Below are 21,425 nucleotides of genomic sequence, written 5' to 3' on the forward strand. Positions count from 1 at the left end.
CATGGATCGCAAACGCATCATGGAAGAGGCCATTCATTCTGGCGAAATGGAAGGCGCATATGTTTCCGCCGAGTTCCGCAGTGATGCCGAACAGTACGTGAAGGGCGACCTCACCATCGAGGAACTCATGACCAGAACCAAACGCCGCTGGAAGACCGATAAACCTGAATCCAAGGCCGCTCATGCCTGACCGATTCGTTGACCCGTATCTCGATCCTGCAAGCGGTGTGCTGCGTAACCTCATCGGCGCAGCGACCTATGACGAGCTGCAGAACGCGGAAGGCGAGTTCGTCGCATTGCGGATGAACGAGTTCTTCACCCGGCCTATTCCCCGCATGAGCGGATCGCTGGACGATTTCCGCATGCTGCATCGCACGCTCTTCCAGGACATCTATGCGTGGGCCGGTGAAATCCGCACAGTGGAGATTCGCAAGAACGTCGAGGGAGCCGAGTTCTTCCTGCCGTCCACGAATATCGTCATGGGCATCGGCTGGGCGCAGGGCGAACTGAGGAAAGACGGTATGCTGACGGGACTTGCCCCGGAGCGATTCGCGCAACGGTTGGCCTACCACTATGACAATTACAATTTCGTGCATCCGTTCCGTGAAGGCAACGGGCGGGTGCAGCGATTGTTCTGGACGCTGCTGTGCCATGACGCCGGATACGATCTCGACTGGCGTCTCGTCAGCGGCGAGGAAAACGACGAAGCGAGTCGGCTTGCGGCGGAGCATCAGGACTATGCGGCGCTTGAGGCGATGTTTCGACGAATCGCTGTGCCGTGTGATCCGGCAACGCCCATCAATGGCGAATCGCTGAGCGTCGGTCATCTGCGCACTGATGCGTAGAAGGTGAACAACAGGAGACGACCATGATATTTGACAAGGAATCGGACTTCGAGGAGAGCGTCATCTCGGTGCTTCAGCAGCATGGCTGGACGGATGGTGTGCTCACATACCCCACCGAGAAGGAACTCATCGAGAACTGGAAGGGCATCCTCAACCGGCGCAATGCGGGCAAGGACTGTCTCAACGACCAGCCATTGACTGACGGCGAGATGACGCAGATTATCGAACAAATCGAAACGTTGCGCACCCCCTTGGCACTGAACTCGTTCATCAACGGCAAAACCGTGTCCGTCACACGAGACAACAGAGAAGACAAAGCCCACTTCGGCAAGGAAATCAGTCTGAAGATCTACGACCGCAACGAGATCGCCAGCGGTCACAGCGTCTATCAGATCGCCCGACAACCGGTCTACCCAGCCAAGAACAAGATGGCCAACTCCCGCCGTGGCGACCTATGCCTGCTCATCAACGGCATGCCGGTTATCCATATCGAACTGAAACGCAGCGGCATACCGGTGAGTCAGGCGACCAATCAAATCGAGAAATATGCGCACGAAGGAGTCTTCACCGGACTGTTCCGCCTCGTACAGATCTTCGTGGCCATGAATCCGGACGATGCCGTGTATTTCGCCAATCCCGGCGTGGACAAATTCAACCCGAGCTACTACTTCCACTGGGCGGACTTCAACAACGAACCCATCTGCGGAGGGCAAAAGCCCGGCAAGGATGAATGGAAACTGTTCATCGGTGGAACGTCAGGCACTGCCGGACTTCTGTCCATCCCCATGGCACATCAGCTCATCGGCTTCTACACCATCGCCGACTCCGCGGACGGGTGCCTCAAAGTGTTGCGCAGCTACCAGTACATTGCGGCGAACGCCATCTCCGACGTCGTGCGAAAAACCGACTGGGAGCAACGTCCCGCCATGCCTGGCCGTCCCGGCGGTTACGTATGGCACACCACCGGTTCAGGCAAGACCATGACAAGCTTCAAATCCGCGCAGCTCATCGCCGACTCCCAGCGTGCGGACAAAGTGGTGTTCCTCATGGACCGCATCGAACTCGGCACGCAATCCCTGAAGGAATACCGCAGCTTCGCCGACAACGAGGACGACGTGCAAGGCACCGAGAACACCGGCGTATTGCGTACCCGACTTGAAAGCACCGACCCATCGGATACCCTCATTGTCACCTCCATCCAGAAGATGAGCAACATCAAACTCGGCGAAACCGGCGTCACCCAAGCTGAACTGGACAGGATGGCGGCCAAACGCATCGTCTTCATCGTGGACGAATGCCACCGATCCACCTTCGGTGACATGCTGCAAGACATCCGCCGAGCTTTCCCCAACGCACTGTTCTTCGGATTCACCGGTACGCCGATTCTGAATGAGAATCAGAAGAAGAACTCCACCACGGCAATGATCTTCGGCGATGAACTGCATCGCTACCTCATCGCAGACGGTATTCGCGACCACAATGTGCTCGGCTTCGACCCGACCATGGTCACCACCTATCGGGATGATGATGTGCGACTTCGTGTGGCTCTGGACAAGGCGAAAGCCGTCGACGTGGCCTCCGCGCTCGCAGACCCGGCCAAAGCCAAAGTGTATGAGCATTACATGGACAAGGCCGAAGTGCCGATGGGCTCCACTGTTTCCGAGACCGGCGAGCGCATCGCCGCTATCGAGGACTTCCTCGGTCGGGACCAGTACGGCATCGGTAGCGAACACGAGGACATGGTCGTTGCGGACATTCTCAGGCAGTTCCCCGTGCTCAGCCACGCCAACAAGTTCCACGCCATGCTCGCCACCAGCTCCATTCCGGAAGCGATCAGCTATTATCGCCTGTTCAAAGAGAGGGCGCCGGAATTGCGTGTGACCGCATTGTTCGATCCGAACGTGGACAACAGCGATGGTGCCACTGTGAAAGGTGATGCACTCGCTGAAATCATGAACGACTACAACGCGGCGTACGGCAAGGACTTCGGCATCGTTGACTGGCCTGCCATGAAGAAGGATATTTCGGCGCGTCTTTCGCACAAGGTGCCTTATGGTGCCATCGATGCGAACCGTGAACAGCGGCTCGACCTGCTCATCGTGGTCGACCAGATGCTCACCGGATTCGACTCGAAATGGGTGAACACGTTGTATCTGGACAAGGTGATCGAATACGAGAGCATCATCCAGGCGTTCAGCCGCACCAACCGACTGTTCGGCCCGGACAAGCCGTTCGGCGTCATCCGGTACTACCGCAAGCCGCACACCATGCGAAACAATATCGAACGTGCTCTGAAGTTGTATTCCGGTGACCGACCGCTCGAGCTGTTCGTGCAGAAGCTGCCGCAGAACGTGGCGTCCATGGATTCGAGGTACAAGGAAATCCTGAACGTGTTCTCGTCGGCGGGGCAGGGTGATCTGCGGCGACTGCCCGAGTTGGTGGAGGACAGACGCAAGTTCGCCAAGGAGTTCGTGGAGCTTAATCGTTTCCTTGAAGCGGCGAAGGTGCAGGGATTCACATGGGAACGCGAATCGTTCATGTTTACCGACGAGAACGGTGCGCAGGTGGATGTGCGGCCGGAACTGGACGAACGCACCTACCTGATTCTGGCGCAACGGTACAAGGAGTTGTTCAAGGGAGACGAACCGGGCGGCAGTCAGGGAGAGGATGACACGCCGGAGGCGCCGTATGAGTTGGACGGATATCTGACAGCAATCGATACCGGGCTCATCGACACGGACTACATGAACGCCAACTTCACCAAGTGGCTCAAGGCGCTACGCGAGAACAGTCCCGAGTTGCAGGCCGCGTCCGCTCAACTACATCGTTCGTTCGCCACATTGTCCGCCGACGAACAACGGCTGGCGGAACTGTTCCTGCACGATGTGGAGCGAGGGGACATGGACGTGGAGGACGACATGACCCTGCGTGACTACATCACCAAGTATGCGCGGCGCGAGAAGGATGAGCAGACCGACAAACTCGTGGAATACTTCGGTGTGGAGCGATCCCTGCTGGAGGAATTCACGGGAAAGCTCATCAATGAGGCGAATATCGGTGAATTCGGCCGACTCGATGCCCTGTATGCGTCCATTGACAAAAAGCGTGCGAAGTCCGTGCTTGAGCAACTATGGCACAAGCCCATACCCCAGCCCAAGGTGAACCGTAAAGTACGAGCTTTGCTGAGACGATTCGTGCTGGAAGACGGATTCGATGTCGATGCGGCGCTCAGACACGGCGATGACTGAATGCCTGCCGTGTGATGTAGCCCAACGCTGATAATCTGGCGGACAGCCGCGGAACGCGCGCCCGTGCGCGTCCGCAATCATCCGGACAGATTCCCACGAACCCATGAAGGAGACCTGCATGGCCGAAAACACCGAACACCTCGCCCTGTGGGGCGGCCGCTTCACCTCCGGGCCGTCCGCCGAACTGGCGCGCCTGTCCAAGTCCACCCAGTTCGACTGGCGTCTCGCCGACGACGACATCGCCGGCTCCCGCGCCCACGCGCGCGCCCTCGGCCGCGCCGGACTCCTCACCGACGACGAGCTCAAGCGCATGGAGGACGCGCTCGACACGCTCCAGCGCCACGTGGACGACGGCACCTTCGCGCCCATCGAGGACGACGAGGACGAGGCCACCGCACTGGAACGCGGCCTCATCGACATCGCCGGCGACGAGCTCGGCGGCAAACTGCGCGCCGGACGCTCCCGCAACGACCAGATCGCCTGCCTCATCCGCATGTGGCTGCGCCGCCACGCGCGCGTCATCGCCAAGCTCCTCATCGAACTCGTGAATGCGCTCATCGCCCAGTCCGAGAAGGCCGGCCGCACCGTCATGCCCGGCCGCACCCACATGCAGCACGCCCAGCCCGTGCTGCTCGCCCACCAGCTCATGGCCCACGCGTGGCCGCTGCTGCGCGACATCGAACGCCTCATCGACTGGGACAAGCGCATCAACGCCTCCCCGTACGGCTCCGGTGCACTCGCCGGCAACACGCTCGGCCTCGACCCGGAGGCCGTCGCCCGCGAACTTGGCTTCTCCCGCGTGACCGACAACTCCATCGACGGCACCGCCGCGCGCGACCTCGTCGCCGAATTCGCGTTCGTCGCCGCCATGACCGGCGTCGACATCTCCCGCCTGAGCGAGGAGATCATCATCTGGAACACGCAGGAGTTCGCGTTCGTCAAGCTCGACGACGCCTACTCCACCGGCTCCTCGATCATGCCGCAGAAGAAGAACCCGGACATCGCCGAACTGGCGCGCGGCAAGTCCGGCCGTCTCATCGGCGACCTGACCGGCCTGCTCGCCACCCTGAAGGGCCTGCCCACCGCCTACGCGCGCGACCTGCAGGAGGACAAGGAAGCCGTGTTCGACCAGGTCGACACGCTCGAAGTGCTGCTGCCCGCGTTCACCGGCATGGTCCGCACCATGCGCTTCGACGCCGACCGTCTCGAAGCCGAGGCCCCCACCGGCTTCGCGCTCGCCACCGACATCGCCGAATGGCTCGTCAAGAACGGCGTGCCGTTCCGCCACGCGCACGAGCTTTCCGGCGCATGCGTCAAGCTCGCCGAAGGCCGCGGCCATGAGCTGTGGGACCTGACGGACGAGGACTTCGTCTCCACGTTCGCCGCGTTCCTGCCGGCCGACAAGGCCCCGGGTGTGCGCGAGGTGCTCTCCAGCCACGGCTCCGTCGACTCCCGCAACGGCAAGGGCGGCACAGCCTACGGCCGCGTGCGCGAGCAGATCGCCGACGCTAAGCGCGAGGTCGAGGAGCTCAAGGTCTTCGCCGACTCCACGTCCGACGGCCCCTCCTACAGGGCTCCTGGCACGTTCTGATCGTGTCGTCGCTCCCGCAGACGGGAGGCGGACCGCGTAGGCGGGACTGAGGGTGGTTCTGGGCCGGGCCCTGGCCACCCTCAGTCGTCTCCGACGACAGCTCCCGCCGGCGGGAGCGAAACGGAATCGGCCGCGATCCGATTCACGCATTCGGATGTCACCGTCGACATCTACACTGGGCTTCAGCACGAACGGGAGCCCGAAGGGCTGAGAGGAAGCGCGAGCTTCGACCGGGGAACTTGACGCGGGTCATGCCGCCGTAAGGAATCGTCTTCTTTCGCCAAGGCTTCTCGGGAACCCTGAAGCCGAAAGCACTCGTTCGCACCAGATAACCAAGCCGTGTGGCCGGGCATCCGCGCCGCATGGTCGCATGACCGGGTTCATGGATGGGCGCACCACTTAGGGTACGGTTCGTTCCGTGCGCCCTTTTTTAGTATCCGGACCGAACATCCGGAAGGGAGAACGAGGACTTATGCAGGTCAACGGAGAGCAGGTCACGCTCGACGCGCCCGTCAGCGTCGCCGACTACCTCGAGGCACACGGCTTCAGGGCCGGACGCGTCGCCATCGAACTCAACGGCGAGATCATCCCGCGCGACAAGCGCGGCGAGGCGATGCTCGACGACCAGAGCGTCATGGAGATCGTCCAGTTCGTCCAGGGCGGCTGAGCGGGCCGGACCACCCTCAGTCAGCTTCGCTGACAGCTCCCGCCAGCGGGAGCGGGGAAACGATGCCGCGGCTGAGCGGGCGGACCACCCTCAGTCTCACTTCGTTCGACAGCTCTCGCCAGCGGGAGCGGAAAGACTACCAACCCAAGGAAGGGAAAGAATATGAGCAACATCAATCCGGTCACCGAGGCGTCCGTCGAGGCGACGCCGCTGCCGCCGCAGCCGTCGGTCGTCAACCCGGTCGGCACCGCTGCGCCGATTCTGCCCGTCGAAGACAAGCCGTTGAACCTCGGCGGCCACGAGTTCCACTCGCGCTTCATCCTCGGCTCCGGCCGCTACGACCTGAACCTCATCAAGGCGACCGTCGAACATGCGGGCACCGAGATCGTCACGATGGCGCTGCGCCGCGCCACCACCACCGAGAACAGCGTGCTCGACTACATTCCCGAGGGCATCACGCTGCTGCCGAACACGTCCGGCGCGCGCAATGCCGAGGAGGCGGTGCGCATCGCCCGACTCGCACGCGAAGTGTGCCACACCGACTTCGTCAAGGTGGAGATCGAGCACGAGACCAAGTACCTTCTGCCGGACAATGCCGAGACCATCCGCGCCACCGAGATGCTGGCCAAGGAGGGCTTCGTCGTCATGCCGTACATGTTCCCCGACCCGATCGCCGCGCGCCAGCTCGAGGAGGCCGGCGCGGCCGCGGTCATGCCGCTCGGCTCGCTCATCGGCTCCAACATGGGCCTGAGGATGCGCGACTTCATCAAGATCATCATCGCCAACGCGAACGTGCCGGTCATCATCGACGCGGGCATCGGACGGCCCAGCCAGGCCGCCGACGCGATGGAGATGGGCGCCGACGCCGTCATGGCGTACACGGCCGTCGCCTCCGCCGGCAACATCCCGCTCATGGCCGAGGCGTTCAAGCACGCCATCGATGCGGGCCGCGCCGCCTACCTCGCCGGCCTCGGCAAGGTGACGGAAGGCCAGGCCGTGCCGTCCAGCCCGACCACGGGATATCTGCACTGAGACACCTGCTATTCGCCCCCCTCTGACGAGGGGGCCGTCGGCGGAGCCGACTGAGGGAGAGATCGGAGAAGAAGACATATGGCGTTCTCGGATGAACAGCTCGAACGGTATTCACGGCACCTGATCCTCAAGGGATTGGGCGTCAAGGGGCAGAAGCGGCTGCTGGAATCCAGCGTGCTCATCATCGGCGCGGGCGGGCTCGGCTCGCCGGCCGCGCTCTACCTAGCCGCCGCCGGCGTGGGACGTATCGGCCTCGTCGACGGCGACGTGGTCGACCTGAGCAACCTGCAGCGCCAGATCATCCACACCACCGCATCCGTCGGCGAGCCGAAGGTCGAATCCGCGGCGGCCGCGATCCGCGCGCTCAACCCGGACGTCGACGTCGTCACGCACCGCACGCTCCTCGACGCGCGAAACGTCGAGGACCTCATCGCCCCGTACGATCTCGTCATCGACGCGACCGACAACTTCTCCGCGAAGTTCCTCATCAACGACGCCTGCGTGCTCGCCGGTAAGCCGTTCATCCACGCCGGCGTCGTCGGATTCGCCGGACAGGTCATGGACGTCGTGCCGGGCGCGGGCCCCTGCTACCGCTGCATCTTCCGCGACATGCCCGCGGCCGGCGAGATTCCCACCTGCCGCGAGGCGGGCGTGCTCGGCGCGGTCGTCGGCGTGATCGGCAGCCTCGAGGCGACGGAGGCGGTCAAGCTGATCGCCGGCGTGGGTGAACCGCTTGTCGCGCGCATGCTCACCGTCGACGCGCTCACGATGAACATCCGCCGTGTGCCGTTGCCGAAGCGCGTGCCCGACTGCCCGGTGTGCGGCGATCACCCGACCATCACCGCGCTCGACCCGACGCGCTACATCCAGCCCGCCTGCGCCATCTGACGCCGCACGGCCAGACGGGGTACCAATCTCGGCTCTCTCGTCGAGGGGCTCCCGGCAAGGCCGGGTGGGGGAGAGACACCGACAAGAAGGGAACACCAATGCCCATCGCATGGCATGCCAACACCGTCGCCGCTGATACGACGGCCGAAACCGCTACGACCGGAACCGCTACGAACGCGACCGGAACCGCTACGAACGCGACCGAATCCGCTGAATCCGCCGAATCCGCGATTCGCCGCATCACACCGGCGGAATTCGCCGCGCTCGACAAGACGGACGTCACCCTGCTTGACCTGCGCGAGCCCGCCGACGTGGCTGCGCACCCGATCGAAGGCGCGATCAACGCGCCGCTCGACCCGCTCGCCAAGGTCCTCAAGACCGTGCCGAAGAACCGCACCGTCGTCGTCTTCTGCGCGGAAGGCTGGTGGAGCGAGGAGGTCGCCGAGATCCTCGCCGACCGCGGCTACGACGTGGCGAGTCTCGAAGGCGGGTTCCACGCCTACCGCGAGTATCTGAACGACCGACGGACGCCGACGGAATGACCGAATCGGCCGTCCGTCTGCAATCGCCTTGTGAAGCATCCCCAAGCGAGAACGCTTCCGACACATCCCCTTCGTACAATCGGCACCGAACGCAAACCGACCGATAGGGGATCATCATCGTGGGACGTCTGCTCACCCGAACGCAGATACGGAGGATCGTCGCCGAAAACGGGCGCGAGGTACTCGAACATCCGAACATGCGGCGCGAACGCGGGAACTACCAGCACGGCAACGTATCGACGTTCGCCCATTCCATCCGCGTCGCGTGCCTCGCCGTCTGGCTCGCCGACCGCGCGCACCTGTGGAACCGCGTCGACCTGAAGTCGCTCGTGCGCGCCGCGCTGCTGCACGACTATTTCCTCTACGACTGGCATGACTGGGACGGCGGCGCGCACCGGCTGCACGGGTTCACGCACGGCAACGCCGCATTGCTCAACGCGATGCGCGACTTCCGTCTCAACGCGATCGAACGCGATTCGATCTCCTGCCACATGTTCCCGATGACGCCCACCGCGCCCAGCTACGTGGAGGGCTGGCTCGTCACCGCCGCCGACAAGCTGTCCGCCACACGAGAGACGTTCTCGCTCGACCGGTTCAACAAGGGCCGCTCCGGCATGGTCTCCGACCCGGACCGCATTGACGGGAATCCAGCCGATACACAGGAGGAGGTCTCCCGATGACCATGCTCGCCTTCGAATACCTGTTCCTGTGGTATCTGTTCTACAGCTTCTGCGGCTGGGTGTACGAGTCGATCCTCGTCTCCGTGCAGCAGCGCAGGCCCGTCAACCGCGGCTTCCTCAACGGCCCGTTGTGCCCGATCTACGGCACGGGCGCGGTGCTCGCCATCGTCGTGTTCGGCGGGGATCGCAACCCGGTGGTCGTGTTCCTCGTCTCCTCGATCGGTGCATGCGCGCTCGAATATTTCACCTCGTGGGCGATGGAGGAGCTGTTCCATGCGCGATGGTGGGATTATTCGCATTTTCGCTTCAATCTCAACGGCCGTATCTGCCTGCTTGGCGCGGTCGTGTTCGGCGTGCTCGGCGTGGCGATCGTCGATGTCTTCCAGCCGTGGGTCGAGCGCGTCACGGCGATGATTCCACCGGCCGCGGTCCATGTGATGTGCGCCGTGTTCCTCGTCGCCATCACCGTCGACGCGGTGGTCACCGTGGTCGGCATCGTCGACTTCGAGAAGAGCCTCGAACAGTTCCAGGCCGCCGTCGCCAAGTACGGCGACGCGTTCGACGAGGTGCGCGAGAAGGTCGGCGACGCGGTGGGCGAGGCGACCGGACGCGCCGCCGAGCTCGCCGCGGACGTCGCGGCCGGTGCGAACGAGCGTCTCGGCGGCGTGCCCGGCAAGGTGGGGGAGAAGGTCGGCGGATCGTGGCATTCCGGCATGGAGATGTCCACCGAGCTGATGATGCGCATCCGCGAGGCCGCCGGCAAGGCGTTCAACCGCCAGCAGCGCCGTATGATCGCCTCCTTCCCGCGTCTGAAAGCGACGCGCAACGACGAATCCCTCCAGCAGCTGCGCGAGGCGTTCGACAAGCTCCGCCGCGGCGGCCGCTGACCCGGCAGGAACGCCGCGGCGGCACCGCGTGCCACTGTCGCCGCGCCATGCGAGACTTGGATACGCTTGAAATCAGAGTAGGGCATGTCACTATTCACAATTCGATAGGGAGAGCGACCAGTTATGGCTCACGTCATCGACTTCACGCAAGCGGGGTTCGACACCCTGCTCGATGAACTGGAATGGCGCGGGTTGATCTCGCAGTCCACGGACCGCGATCGACTCGCAGAAGCGCTGAACGGAGAGCCGATCACCTATTATTGCGGCTTCGACCCGACGGCCGCCTCCCTGCACATCGGCAACCTCGTCCAGCTCATCAACATGCGTCACCTCCAGGCGGCGGGCCACCACCCGATCGCGCTGGTCGGCGGTGCCACCGGACTCATCGGCGATCCGCGCCAGTCGGGCGAGCGCACGCTCAACCCGAAGGACGTGGTGGCCGGCTGGGCCGAGCGTCTGAAGAAGCAGATCGGCGGCATCCTGGAGACGGAAGGCGACAACCCGGTGCGGTTCGTCTCCAACTACGACTGGACCGCGTCCATGAGCGTCATCGACTTCCTGCGCGACGTCGGCAAGAACTTCCGTCTCGGTACGATGCTCGCCAAGGACACGGTCGCCCGCCGCCTCAACTCGGAGGAGGGCATCTCCTTCACCGAGTTCAGCTACCAGGTGCTGCAGGGCAACGACTTCCTCCACCTGTTCGACGAGTACCACTGCACGCTCGAACTCGGCGGTTCCGATCAGTGGGGCAACCTCACGTCGGGCCTCGACCTTATCCATAAGGTGCGCGGTGCGGACGTCAACGTGTTCACCAGCCCAATCATCACCGACGCGCAGGGCAAGAAGTTCGGCAAGTCCGAGGGCAACGCCGTCTGGATCGACCCGACGATGCTCTCGCCGTACAAGTTCTACCAGTTCTGGATCAACCGTCCGGACGTGGAGATGGAGAGCCTGCTCAAGGCGTTCACCTTCCTGCCGAAGGCGGAGATCGAACGCCTCGTCGAGGAGTCGAAGACCAATCCGGGCCGTCGCGAGGCGCAGAAGGCGCTCGCCTGGGAGGTCACCAGCTTCGTGCACGGCGAGGCCGCCACGCAGGCCGCGATCGACGCCTCCGCAGCCCTGTTCGGCCGCGGCGGCGATCTGGCCGACATCGACGCGGAGACGCTCGAATCGGTGCTCGACGGCTTCAAGGTCGTCGACGAGAACGGCGAGCACGTGTTCCCGTCCGTCGAGGCGGGCGTGCGCGTGATCGACGCCGCGCAGGCCGCCGGCCTGTTCAAGACCGTCTCCGAGGCGCGTCGCGCCATCAAGTCCGGCGGCGTGTACCTCAACAACGCGCGCGTGGAGAGCGACGAGGCGACGCTCGGCGAGGGTGATTTCCTCCAGGGCCGTTTCGCGCTGATCCGCCGCGGCAAGAAGGCGCTCGGCGCCGTCGAGAAGCGCTGAGCGTTCTTCGAATCCCATGATTTCCGTGCGAGGGCGGTTCGTCGTCACGGCGGCCGCCTTCGCCCATGACCACCGTCGACCATCCGATTCCGTCGACGGATCCGGCAACACACACGTATCCATCGCATCCATCAAGAAAGGCGATACACATATGACAGAAGGCAACGAGCGTTCCGGCAAGTCGGGCGGCTTCCGCAAGGGCGGCTACGGCCACGGCTCCGGCCGTCCCGGCTCCCGTGGCGGCAACGGTTTCAAGCCGCGCGGCAAGGGCGGCAAGTTCGGCGGCTCCCGCGGCGGCTACGGCAAGTCGGGCGGCTTCCGTCGCGACGGCGAGGGCCGTGACGGCGAGCGTCGCGGCGGCTTCCGCAAGGACTTCCACAAGGATGGTTTCCGTAAGGACTTCCATCGTGACGGCGATCGTGATTTCCGTCGTGACAGCGAGTCCGGCGAGCGTCGCGATTTCCATAAGGGTCCGCGTCAGGGCGGTGACCGTGGTTTCCGTCGTGACGGCGAGCGTCGCGGTTACGGCAAGTCGGGTGGTTTCCGTCGTGATGACGACCGTCGCGGCGGTTTCCGCAAGGATGGCGAGCGTGGTGGTTTCCGTCGTGATGACGAGCGTCGCGGCGGCAAGGGCGGTTTCCGTAAGGACTTCCATCGTGACGGCGATCGTGATTTCCGTCGCGACGGCGAGTCCGGCGAGCGTCGTGACTTCCATAAGGGTCCGCGTCAGGGCGGTGACCGTGGTTTCCGTCGTGACGGCGAGCGTCGCGGTTACGGCAAGTCGGGTGGTTTCCGTCGTGATGACGACCGTCGCGGCGGTTTCCGCAAGGATGGCGAGCGTGGTGGTTTCCGTCGTGATGACGAGCGTCGCGGCGGCAAGGGCGGTTTCCGTAAGGACTTCCATCGTGACGGCGACCGTGATTTCCGTCGCGATGATCGTCGTGACGGCGAACGCCAGGACTTCCGCAAGGATTTCCATAAGGACGAGCGCCGCGACTTCCATCGTGACGGCGACCGTGACTTCCGCCGTGACGAGCATCGTGACGAGCGCGGCGGCAATCCGCGCTACCAGCGCGACGACTCCCGTCGTTTCGACGACCGTCGCGAGGGCCAGCGCCGCGGCTTCGACGGCGCGCCGAGCTACCCCTCGCAGAACCCGTACACCGATCGTCGTCCGAACGAGCCCCGCATGCCGAAGGGCATGGTGTGGGGCATGCTCTCCAAGGACGAGAAGGAGCGTCTGCGCGGCCTGTCCAAGGAGCACGCCGAGAACATCGGCCTGCACATCCTCGCCGCGTACACGCTGCTCGACGACGATCCGCAGGCCGCGCTCGAGCACGCCCAGTGGGTCGCCAAGCAGGCCTCCCGCATCGACTTCGCGCGTGAGACGCTCGCGTTCGTCGCCTACCGCAAGGGCGACTACAAGCTCGCGCTCAAGGAGTTCCGCACCGCGTACCGCATGAACGGCTACCTCGACTACCTGCCGTTCATGGCCGACTGCGAGCGTGGTCTCGGCAACCCGAAGAAGGCCATCGAGATGGCCGTCTCCGACGACGCCAAGTACCTGAAGGGCGAGTCCAAGGCCGAGATGTTCCTCGTGTACGCCGGCGCGCTCGGTGATTTGGAGCATTGGGACAAGGCCATCGAGATCGTGCACACGCTCGGCCGTTCCAAGGGTCTGGCCGGCAGCTACCGCATGCGCGCCCTGCAGGCCGAGCAGCTGTTCCTCGAGGAGGCCGGCCGTTCCGACGAAGCCATCGCGCTCGACCAGGTCATCGAGAAGCTGGAGAACCAGTACGCCGACTTCGACGAGGACGAGGAGAGCGATGACGTGATCATCGACCACGATCTCGAGCACCTCGACGATCCGGACGTGCTCGCCGAGCTCGGCATCTCCGAGGACGACGCCCAGTACGCGCCCGAGGACGAGACCGAGGAGAGCGACGAGGAGTCCGAAGCCGAATCCGAGGACGGGGCCGAGACCGCCGAAGGCGAGTCCGAGTCCGAAGCCCACGCCGAGGAGGAGACCCAGGAGGATTCCGAGGAGTCCGTCGACGGCGAAACCGCCGACACCGACGAGACGCAGGCCCCGGCCGAAGAGGCCGTCGAAGGCGCCGAATCCGACGACGAGCCGGAACAGGTTTCCGATGAATCCGCCTCCGACGAATCCGAGACGACCGAGGCGTGAGCGGACGCATGACGCGATTCCTCAAAGGCACCACGGCCCCGATCGCCGAAGCCTACAAGCTCGCGCTGCTCGACCTCGACGGCGTGGTCTACCGGGGCAAGAACCCGGTGGAGCACGCCGCGGCGTCCATCCGCGCCGCCGAGGCCGCCGGCATGACCATCGAATACACGACGAACAACTCGTCGCGTTTCCAGCACGTCGTCGCCGACCAGCTGAAGGGCTTCGACCTCGACGTCGAACCCTGGCAGGTCATCACCTCCTCGGTGGTGGCCGCCCGCATGGTCGCCAAGGCCGTGCCCGCCGGTTCCACCGTGCTCGTCGTCGGCGCGGAGCATCTGCGCGAGGAGGTCACGCGCGCCGGACTCGTCGTCACCGACGATCCGACCGTCAAACCCGCGGCCGTCATCCAGGGCTGGTTCCCGGAGATGACCTGGCAGATGATGGCGAACGCCGCGTTCGCCGTCGAGGCCGGCGCCACGTACTTCGTGACCAACCGCGACCTGACCATCCCGCGCGAACTCGGCATCGCGCCCGGCTGCGGCTCGATGATCCGCGCGGTCATCGCCGCCACCGGCGTCGAACCGGTCGCCTCCGCGGGCAAGCCCGAATCGTACATGTACGACGAGGCGCGCGAACTCAACGCGTCCGGCGGCCAGTCGCTCGTCCCGAAGGACGAGTCCATCGCCATCGGCGACCGACTCGACACTGACATCGAGGCGGGCAACCGGGGCGGCTACGACTCACTCGCCGTACTGACCGGCGTCACGAACCCGCATGAGCTGATGCTCGCGCCCGCGCACCTGCGTCCCACCTATGTGGCGCCGGACCTGCGCGCGCTCGGCGAGACCATGCCCGAACCGCGCGACCACGGCGACGGACGCTGGACGTGCGGCGGCGCCGAGGCCGTGCTGGACGCGGCCGCCGGCACGTTCGTCGTCTCCGACGCGACGAGCGTGGACGCGCTGCGCGCCGCGATCTGCGCCGCATGGCAGGCCGCCGATGCCGGCGTCGACATGACCGCGATCACGCTGCCGGAGTTCACGCTGTGAGCGACGACCGCACCGTGAACGGCACTATGAACGGCATCACGCACGACGCCACGGCCACGCCGCCCACCGGCGACATCGCCGACGTGCTGCCCGGCTTCGACCAGATGGACGACGACGGGCGCATCGCCGCGCTGCGCGGCCTGCTCGACGAGCTGAAGCGCGAACTCGACGCGATCGGCGACTGATCCACGATACCGGCGCACCAGTCATGAGAAGGAGGGAACGAGAATGACGAACGACGGCATCGCCTCATACGAGGCCGATGACGAGCCGATCGACATGCCCGACCGTCTCGACCTGTGGCTCGTCGCCGGGGGAGGGGTCGACTCGCGTTCCAAGGCGCAGCGGCTCATCAAAGGCGGGCATGTCACCGTCAACGGGAAGGTCGTGACCAAACCCGCGTATGCGATCGGCGATGCCGCGCACACGCGCATCGTCGTCGACAAGGGCGACGACTACGTCTCGCGCGGCGCCTACAAGCTCGTCGGTGCGTTCGACGCGTTCGCCGCGCACGGACTGCCCGAACCGGTGGGCTTCGACTGCCTCGACATCGGCGCGTCCACCGGCGGGTTCACGCAGGTGCTGCTGCGCCGCGGCGCACGCCGGGTCATCGCGCTCGACGTCGGCCACGGCCAGCTCGACCCGCGCGTCGCCGACGACCCGCATGTCATCGAGATGAGCGGCGTCAACATCCGCGACGTCACGGCCGACGACCTGCCATACGCTCCGGCGATGATCGTCTCCGACGTCTCCTTCATCTCACTCACCTACGTGATTCCCGTGATCGCGCGGATCGCCGCGCCCGGCGCTCACATCGTGCTGCTCGTCAAACCGCAGTTCGAAGTGGGGCGTTCGGGGCTCGACCGCCACGGCGTCGTCATCGACGCGGCGCTGCGCCAAAAGGCGCTGGACGACGTGACCGCATGCGCCCGCGACCACGGGCTCCATGTCGTCGCCACCGCGCCGAGCCCCATCGAAGGCACCCACGGCAACGCCGAACACCTCCTCTACGCCCGCGCCGACTGAATACGGCTACCGGTTGCCCGCGTGGATGAAGCGGTCGATCTGGTCCTCCTTGCCCATGATGACCAGCTCGTCGTTGCGGTGCATGATGAGCTCCTTGGAACCGTACTGGAACTCCTTGCCCGGCGATTTGATGCCGACCACGGTGATGCCGTAACGCTCATGCACCTGCGCGTCCTCGATGGAATGACCCACCGCATGCGAGGGCGTGTGGATCTTCACGACGGTGTGTGCGCCCTCGATCTCGATGTAGTCCAGATAGTTGCCGCTCACCAGATGCCCGACGCGCTTGCCCGCATCGGTCTCTGCGTTGATGATGTGCCGCGCGCCGATGCGCTGCAGGATGCGCGCGTGCTGCACGGACACCGATTTCGCCCACAGGTCGGTCACGCCCGCGTCCAGCAGGTTGCCGGTCGTGATGACCGACGCCTCGACGCTGTCGCCGATGGCGACGACCGCCGTGTCGAACTGGGAGGCGTCGATCTGCTCGATGGCGAGCACGTCGGTCATGTCCGCCTGGACGACCGGCACATGCGTCGACCAGCGGGCCACCAGATCCGGGTCCCGGTCGACGGCGAGCACGTCCTGGCCCATCGCGTCGAGGGTCATGGCCACGGCGCTGCCGAAACGGCCCAATCCCACGACCAGCACGCTCTTACCGGATTTCGCCATTGCCTTGTGTCCTTTCCGTGTACTTTCCGTATGTTCCCGTGTGTATGTTCCCGTGTGCGTACTCCCTGCGCACCGCGAGGATTCAGCCGACCACGATCGGCTCGGTCGGGTAGCGTACCGCCTCCAGCGAGCGCGGTCGGCTGATCGAATAGGCGATGGTCATCGGGCCGAGACGCCCCACGACCATCGTCGTCGCGAGGATCGCCAGCGCGGCCGGATTGTCCTCGCGCGCCACGCCCACCGTGTAGCCGCCGAGGCCGAACGCCGAGCAGGAGTCGAACAGCGCGTTCGTCAGCGACGCGCCGGAGACGAGCATGAGCGACAGGGAGGAGACGAGCACGAGCAGCAGGCAGGTGCTGGTGATGCTCACCGCCGTCATCGCCACGTTCGTGTGGATGCGGTGGTGGAACGTGTTGATGTCCTTGTGGCCGGTGAACGAGGCTTTGCAGATGAGCAGGATCACCGCGAACGTGGTCACGCGGATGCCGCCGGCCGTCGAGGTGCTGCCGCCGCCGATGAACATGATCGCGCTCATGAACACCTTCGTCGGTTCGCTCACCTGTGGCACCCACGACAGGTCGAAACCGGAGCTGCGCGGCATGACGGCGGCGACCATCGCGTAGCGCATGCGCGTGTTGAAGTCCGCGTCCCTGAACAGGAACGGGTTGCCCCATTCGACGAGCAGGAACCAGGTGAGCGACATGACGACGATGATGAACGTGACGGAGAGCGTGATCTTCGTGTGCAGGCTCCAGCGTTTCGGCGGCACGTGCCCGCGCGCGCATTTGAGCAGGTTGAGGATCACGGGGAAGCCGAGCGTGCCGAGGAAAGCGGAGAGCATGATCGGCAGGCCCACGCCCCAGCTGTTGACGTGCAGGCCGGCCGTGTCCGGCGTGAAGCCCGCGTTGTTGTACGACATGACCGCGAAGAACAGCGACTCCCACAGGGATTTGCGCCAGTCGCCCTCGTTGACCTTGAGCAGGCCGGGGAACAGGGCGATGAACGTCACGGTCTCGATGAACATCGTCGTGCCGATGACGACGGTGAGGACGCCGCGGATCTCGCTGAGCTTCGACGTGCCCAGCTCGCTCGCCGTGAGCAGGCGCTGCGTCGACTTCATGTGATGGTTGATGGCGAGCGTGATCAGCGAGGCGAACGTCATCACGCCGATGCCGCCCAACTGCACGGAGACGAGCAGCACGGCCTGTCCGAACGTCGTCCAATGCGTGGTCGAGTTGACGATCGAGATGCCGCATGTGGACAGCGCGGAGACGGCGGTGAACATCGCCGTCGAGAACGTGGTCTTCTCGCCCTTCGGCGTGGACGGCGGGATGAGCAGCATGGTCGTCGCCGCGATGACCAGCACGATGAAGTACATGATGGTCAGGCGTCCGGGGTGCGAGACCAAGTGCTGGATGATTGTGCGCTGACGCGGCGGGCGCCCGTCCCCGTCCGCCGCCTGCGCGAACGTGTTGCCGGAGAACCACCACGCGTAGCCGCGCGAGGCCTCCCTGTTGGAGGAGGATTGGTCGAAGACGGGATCCGCCATGTGCCCTCGCTCCTCCTTCGTCCATCGGTTGCTGTCGTGCGTGCCTGCATGGTTCTTCCCGGCATGCGCCGGCGTATGTGAAGCCATTGTAAGCATGCATGTCGAGAAACCGCGCGTGCCGGCGTTCGGGAACGGGGTTTCCGACATCCGTTCGATTCGGTTAGGATGGGTGGCAGTTGTACTGTTCCGTCCATCCAAGGGGGAGTCGATGACCGGTGTTCGTCATGCTGTGGTGGTGACTCACACGCGGCTCAGGCAGAGCGGCACCGTCGTGTCCGACGTGGTGGGCAGGCTGCGCGACGCCGGATTCGACGTCTCCATCATCGACAATCTCGAGCCTCCCGCGTTCGACGTGCAGCCGCCCGTCGTCGGCGACGACACGGAAATCGTCGTCGTGCTGGGCGGCGACGGCACGATCCTGCGCGCCGCCGAACTCGTGCGGTGCACGAGCACGCCGATTCTCGGCGTCAACATGGGGCACGTCGGGTTCCTCGCCGAGTTCGAGAGCTTCCAGATGGACGAGGCGATCCGACGCATCGCCACCCGCGACTATTCGATCGACGAGCGCATGATCGCCCACGTGGACGTGTGGCTGCCGGGTGCGTCGACGCCCATCGAGAACTGGGCGTTGAACGACATCACGCTGGAACGCGCCGATCGCGGCAAGATGGTCGAACTGTCCATCAGCGTCGACGACGTGGAGATGAGCTCGTTCGGCGCGGACGGAGTCATCGTGTCCACGCCCACCGGATCCACCGCCTACGCGTTCTCCGCTGGCGGCCCGATCATGTGGCCGAACGTGAAGGCGCTCCAGCTGGTGCCGCTCGCCGCGCACGCCCTGTTCGCGCGTCCGCTCGTCATCGGCGCCGACTCCACGTTCACGATCACCATCCTCGACGATTCGATGTCCGGCGGATGGATCTGCTGCGACGGCCGCCGCCAGCGCGCCCTACCGAAGGGCACGCGCGTCGACGTGCGCGCCTCGCACGGCACGCTGCGTCTCGCGCGCCTCTCCGGCGCGCCGTTCACCGAGCGTCTCGTCACCAAATTCGACCTGCCCGTCGTCGGATGGCGCGAACAGGCCGCGCACGGCGGCGCCGGCGGCGCCGGTGGAGCGAACCGTGCCCAGCACGGCGTCGCCGCCGATTTACGCTCCGCGTACACGGACCACTCCGACTACCACCACGACGACGGCCGCGACGACCACCACGACGGCGACGGGGAGGCACGCCGCTGATGCTCGAGGAACTCTCCCTGCGTGACCTGGGGCCGATCAGGTCCGCCGTCATCACCCCCGCCTGCGGCATGACCGCCATCACCGGCGAGACCGGTGCCGGCAAATCGATGCTGCTGAGCGCCCTGTCGCTCATCTCCGGCGGCCCCGCCAACGCGAAACGCATCTCCGTCGGCGCGTCCGAAGCGTGGGCGCAGGGCATCTTCGCCGTCGATGACGCGGTGGACGACGCCCATGCGACCGACACGGCGGACGAGACGGTCGGCGACGACGCGGACGACGACGAGGCGCTCGCCGGCGGCGTGCTCGCCATCGCACGCCGCGCCGGCGTCGAACCCGAGGACGGCGAACTGTTCCTCGCACGCACCGTGCGCGCCACCGGACGCTCGCGCGCCGTGCTCGGAGGCAAGACCGTGCCGCGTTCCGTGCTCGCCGCCGTGGCCGGCGAACTCGTCACCATCCACGGGCAGGCCGAACAGCTGCGGATCGCATCCGCCGCCCGCCAACGCGACTTCCTCGACCACGCCGCCGACGACGGGCGCGAACTCGCCGCCTACCATGCGGCATGGCGCGAACTGGCCGACATGGACGCCCGTCTCGAACGCCTGCGCTCGCAGGAGTCCTCCGCACGCGCGCAAGCCGACTACCTGCGCGAATCGGTGGACCGCATCAACGCGGTCGACCCGCATCCGGGCGAACTGGAGGAGCTGAAGGCGAAACGCGACCGCATCGAGAACGCGGCGGACATCGCCGAAGGCGTGTCCCACGCGCTCGCCGCGCTCGACCCGTCGCAGCTGGAACTCGCCGATTCTCCCGCCGAGGCGCCCGGCGCCTCCGACCGGATCCTCGAGGCGGCGCAGGCGCTGCGCGCCATCCACGTGTCCGACGGCGGATTCGACGAACTCGCCGACCGGCTCGAATCGGTGAACGCCGACCTCGCGGACATCGTCTTCACCCTGTCCGGGCATCTCGGCGAGGACGTCGGCGAGGCCGACCTCGACACGCTGAACGCGCGCATCCACGACCTTGACGAACTCACCCGCCGCTGGGGGCCGGGCATCGAGGACGTGATCGCATGGCGCGACAAGGCCGCGTTCGACATCGAGGATCTGGACGCCTCGCCCGAGAAACTCGCCGAGCTGGAGGCCGAACGCGACCGGCTGCACGAGACCGCCGCGAAGGCCGCCGCGCGTCTGCACGAGGCGCGCGCTGCGGCGGCCGGCCGGCTCGCCGCGCGCGTCACCGAGGAGCTCTCCTCGCTCGCCATGGACGGCGCCTCGCTGGAGATCCGCGTCGCGCCGCGTGAAGGAGCCGACGCGCTCGACGCGAACGGCGGCGACGACATCGCGTTCCTGTTCACCCCCTATGAGGGCTCGCCGCAGCTGCCGATGGGCAAAAGCGCGTCCGGCGGCGAACTGAGCCGCCTCATGCTCGCCCTCGAACTGTCCGCCGCGGACATGCACGCGGGGGGAGCGGCCGCGGGGGAGCACGGTGCCGCGCCGTCCGACATGACATTCATCTTCGACGAGGTCGACGCGGGCGTCGGCGGCAAGGCGGCGGTCGAACTCGGCAGGCGTCTCGCCCGTCTCGCCCGCAGCTCGCAGGTCATCGTCGTCACGCACCTGGCGCAGGTGGCCAGCTGGGCCGACTCGCAGTTCGTCGTCACCAAGGAGCCGCCGGACGCGGACGACGACGATCTGGGCGTCGTCACCACCGTGGCCGAGGTGAGGGACGCCGCGCGCGTCCACGAGGTCGCCCGCATGCTCTCCGGCAGCGAGTCGGAGGCGTCCCTCGACCACGCCCGCGAACTGCTCGCCTCATCCAGGCTCCCGCTGGCGGGAGCTGTCGGTGAAACCGACTGAGGGTGGAAGCCGTGCCGGCTCC

19 protein-coding genes and 1 riboswitch are annotated in these 21,425 nt (G+C 65.5%); of the genes, 17 read left to right on the forward strand and 2 right to left on the reverse strand.

The window, feature by feature from the left end; translation table 11 throughout:
* The first annotated feature begins 1 nt into the window (after window position 1).
* The 15 genes from AC1AYR_RS04025 (at window position 2) to AC1AYR_RS04095 (ending at window position 16,089) form a co-directional block, all read left to right on the forward strand.
* Window positions 2–190 (forward strand): antitoxin VbhA family protein, encoded by a 189-nt coding sequence (locus tag AC1AYR_RS04025; RefSeq protein ID WP_476511579.1) that lies wholly within the window; start codon window positions 2–4, stop codon window positions 188–190.
* Window positions 183–845, forward strand: a complete 663-nt coding sequence (locus tag AC1AYR_RS04030) for a Fic/DOC family protein (RefSeq protein WP_476511578.1) — start codon at window positions 183–185, stop codon at window positions 843–845. Before AC1AYR_RS04025 ends, AC1AYR_RS04030 begins: the two co-directional genes overlap by 8 nt.
* A gap of 23 nt (window positions 846–868) precedes the next feature.
* The gene (locus tag AC1AYR_RS04035; protein ID WP_476511577.1) at window positions 869–4,093 is read left to right on the forward strand and encodes a type I restriction endonuclease subunit R; all 3,225 of its coding nucleotides are present in this window, start codon (window positions 869–871) and stop codon (window positions 4,091–4,093) included.
* Window positions 4,094–4,211: 118 nt separating this feature from the next.
* A complete protein-coding gene (gene argH / locus AC1AYR_RS04040; RefSeq protein ID WP_476511576.1) occupies window positions 4,212–5,684 on the forward strand; it encodes an argininosuccinate lyase in 1,473 nt (490 codons plus the stop codon).
* A 181-nt stretch (window positions 5,685–5,865) separates the two neighbouring features.
* A riboswitch (TPP riboswitch) is annotated at window positions 5,866–5,968 on the forward strand.
* Between the two features lie 188 nt (window positions 5,969–6,156).
* Window positions 6,157–6,351, forward strand: a complete 195-nt coding sequence (gene thiS / locus AC1AYR_RS04045) for a sulfur carrier protein ThiS (RefSeq protein ID WP_476511575.1) — start codon at window positions 6,157–6,159, stop codon at window positions 6,349–6,351.
* Between the two features lie 162 nt (window positions 6,352–6,513).
* Window positions 6,514–7,383: a thiazole synthase gene (locus AC1AYR_RS04050; RefSeq protein ID WP_101621613.1), complete on the forward strand. Its 870-nt coding sequence runs from the start codon at window positions 6,514–6,516 to the stop codon at window positions 7,381–7,383.
* A 78-nt stretch (window positions 7,384–7,461) separates the two neighbouring features.
* Complete coding sequence (thiF, locus tag AC1AYR_RS04055) at window positions 7,462–8,271, forward strand: thiazole biosynthesis adenylyltransferase ThiF (protein WP_476511574.1); 810 nt, start codon at window positions 7,462–7,464, stop codon at window positions 8,269–8,271.
* Window positions 8,272–8,369: 98 nt separating this feature from the next.
* On the forward strand, window positions 8,370–8,813 hold the full coding sequence (locus tag AC1AYR_RS04060; RefSeq protein ID WP_476511573.1) for a rhodanese-like domain-containing protein: 444 nt from the start codon (window positions 8,370–8,372) through the stop codon (window positions 8,811–8,813).
* 119 nt (window positions 8,814–8,932) lie between these two features.
* Window positions 8,933–9,493, forward strand: a complete 561-nt coding sequence (locus AC1AYR_RS04065; protein ID WP_476511572.1) for an HD domain-containing protein — start codon at window positions 8,933–8,935, stop codon at window positions 9,491–9,493.
* A gap of 2 nt (window positions 9,494–9,495) precedes the next feature.
* The gene (locus tag AC1AYR_RS04070) at window positions 9,496–10,380 is read left to right on the forward strand and encodes a putative ABC transporter permease (protein ID WP_476511614.1); all 885 of its coding nucleotides are present in this window, start codon (window positions 9,496–9,498) and stop codon (window positions 10,378–10,380) included.
* Between the two features lie 123 nt (window positions 10,381–10,503).
* Window positions 10,504–11,826 carry a tyrosine--tRNA ligase gene (gene tyrS, locus AC1AYR_RS04075; protein ID WP_476511571.1) on the forward strand — a complete coding sequence of 441 codons (1,323 nt, stop codon included), beginning with the start codon at window positions 10,504–10,506 and terminating at the stop codon, window positions 11,824–11,826.
* Window positions 11,827–11,977: 151 nt separating this feature from the next.
* Window positions 11,978–14,014, forward strand: a complete 2,037-nt coding sequence (locus AC1AYR_RS04080; protein ID WP_476511570.1) for a tetratricopeptide repeat protein — start codon at window positions 11,978–11,980, stop codon at window positions 14,012–14,014.
* Window positions 14,015–14,022: 8 nt separating this feature from the next.
* Window positions 14,023–15,063 carry an HAD-IIA family hydrolase gene (locus tag AC1AYR_RS04085; RefSeq protein WP_034526312.1) on the forward strand — a complete coding sequence of 347 codons (1,041 nt, stop codon included), beginning with the start codon at window positions 14,023–14,025 and terminating at the stop codon, window positions 15,061–15,063.
* A complete protein-coding gene (locus tag AC1AYR_RS04090; protein WP_034526313.1) occupies window positions 15,060–15,248 on the forward strand; it encodes a hypothetical protein in 189 nt (62 codons plus the stop codon). Before AC1AYR_RS04085 ends, AC1AYR_RS04090 begins: the two co-directional genes overlap by 4 nt.
* Before the next feature lie 43 nt (window positions 15,249–15,291).
* Window positions 15,292–16,089 (forward strand): TlyA family RNA methyltransferase, encoded by a 798-nt coding sequence (locus AC1AYR_RS04095; RefSeq protein ID WP_476511569.1) that lies wholly within the window; start codon window positions 15,292–15,294, stop codon window positions 16,087–16,089.
* Between the two features lie 6 nt (window positions 16,090–16,095).
* On the opposite strand, the gene AC1AYR_RS04100 is transcribed toward AC1AYR_RS04095, so the two are convergent.
* Together AC1AYR_RS04100 and AC1AYR_RS04105 are read right to left on the reverse strand one after the other, a co-directional pair.
* Window positions 16,096–16,908 carry a potassium channel family protein gene (locus tag AC1AYR_RS04100; RefSeq protein WP_476511613.1) on the reverse strand — a complete coding sequence of 271 codons (813 nt, stop codon included), beginning with the start codon at window positions 16,906–16,908 and terminating at the stop codon, window positions 16,096–16,098.
* The gene (locus AC1AYR_RS04105; RefSeq protein WP_476511568.1) at window positions 16,841–18,307 is read right to left on the reverse strand and encodes a potassium transporter TrkG; all 1,467 of its coding nucleotides are present in this window, start codon (window positions 18,305–18,307) and stop codon (window positions 16,841–16,843) included. The genes AC1AYR_RS04100 and AC1AYR_RS04105 overlap by 68 nt, the downstream gene beginning before the upstream one ends.
* Window positions 18,308–18,515: 208 nt before the next feature.
* Here AC1AYR_RS04105 and AC1AYR_RS04110 point away from each other — a divergent pair, with 208 nt between their 5' ends.
* Both AC1AYR_RS04110 and AC1AYR_RS04115 read left to right on the forward strand, forming a co-directional pair.
* A complete protein-coding gene (locus tag AC1AYR_RS04110; RefSeq protein ID WP_476511567.1) occupies window positions 18,516–19,544 on the forward strand; it encodes an NAD kinase in 1,029 nt (342 codons plus the stop codon).
* Window positions 19,544–21,403, forward strand: a complete 1,860-nt coding sequence (locus AC1AYR_RS04115) for a DNA repair protein RecN (protein ID WP_476511566.1) — start codon at window positions 19,544–19,546, stop codon at window positions 21,401–21,403. Before AC1AYR_RS04110 ends, AC1AYR_RS04115 begins: the two co-directional genes overlap by 1 nt.
* The last annotated feature ends 22 nt before the right edge of the window (window positions 21,404–21,425 follow it).

It is taken from the genome of Bifidobacterium sp. LH_417 (assembly GCF_056357035.1).

Bases quoted from the DNA above. Each gene is read 5' to 3' on its own strand.
- AC1AYR_RS04025 (WP_476511579.1), top strand. From the start codon at position 2: ATGGATCGCAAACGCATCATGGAAGAGGCCATTCATTCTGGCGAAATG.
- AC1AYR_RS04030 (WP_476511578.1), top strand. From the start codon at position 183: ATGCCTGACCGATTCGTTGACCCGTATCTCGATCCTGCAAGCGGTGTG.
- AC1AYR_RS04035 (WP_476511577.1), top strand. From the start codon at position 869: ATGATATTTGACAAGGAATCGGACTTCGAGGAGAGCGTCATCTCGGTG.
- argH (WP_476511576.1), top strand. From the start codon at position 4,212: ATGGCCGAAAACACCGAACACCTCGCCCTGTGGGGCGGCCGCTTCACC.
- thiS (WP_476511575.1), top strand. From the start codon at position 6,157: ATGCAGGTCAACGGAGAGCAGGTCACGCTCGACGCGCCCGTCAGCGTC.
- AC1AYR_RS04050 (WP_101621613.1), top strand. From the start codon at position 6,514: ATGAGCAACATCAATCCGGTCACCGAGGCGTCCGTCGAGGCGACGCCG.
- thiF (WP_476511574.1), top strand. From the start codon at position 7,462: ATGGCGTTCTCGGATGAACAGCTCGAACGGTATTCACGGCACCTGATC.
- AC1AYR_RS04060 (WP_476511573.1), top strand. From the start codon at position 8,370: ATGCCCATCGCATGGCATGCCAACACCGTCGCCGCTGATACGACGGCC.
- AC1AYR_RS04070 (WP_476511614.1), top strand. From the start codon at position 9,496: ATGCTCGCCTTCGAATACCTGTTCCTGTGGTATCTGTTCTACAGCTTC.
- tyrS (WP_476511571.1), top strand. From the start codon at position 10,504: ATGGCTCACGTCATCGACTTCACGCAAGCGGGGTTCGACACCCTGCTC.
- AC1AYR_RS04080 (WP_476511570.1), top strand. From the start codon at position 11,978: ATGACAGAAGGCAACGAGCGTTCCGGCAAGTCGGGCGGCTTCCGCAAG.
- AC1AYR_RS04085 (WP_034526312.1), top strand. From the start codon at position 14,023: ATGACGCGATTCCTCAAAGGCACCACGGCCCCGATCGCCGAAGCCTAC.
- AC1AYR_RS04095 (WP_476511569.1), top strand. From the start codon at position 15,292: ATGACGAACGACGGCATCGCCTCATACGAGGCCGATGACGAGCCGATC.
- AC1AYR_RS04105 (WP_476511568.1), bottom strand. From the start codon at position 18,307: ATGGCGGATCCCGTCTTCGACCAATCCTCCTCCAACAGGGAGGCCTCG.
- AC1AYR_RS04110 (WP_476511567.1), top strand. From the start codon at position 18,516: ATGACCGGTGTTCGTCATGCTGTGGTGGTGACTCACACGCGGCTCAGG.
- AC1AYR_RS04115 (WP_476511566.1), top strand. From the start codon at position 19,544: ATGCTCGAGGAACTCTCCCTGCGTGACCTGGGGCCGATCAGGTCCGCC.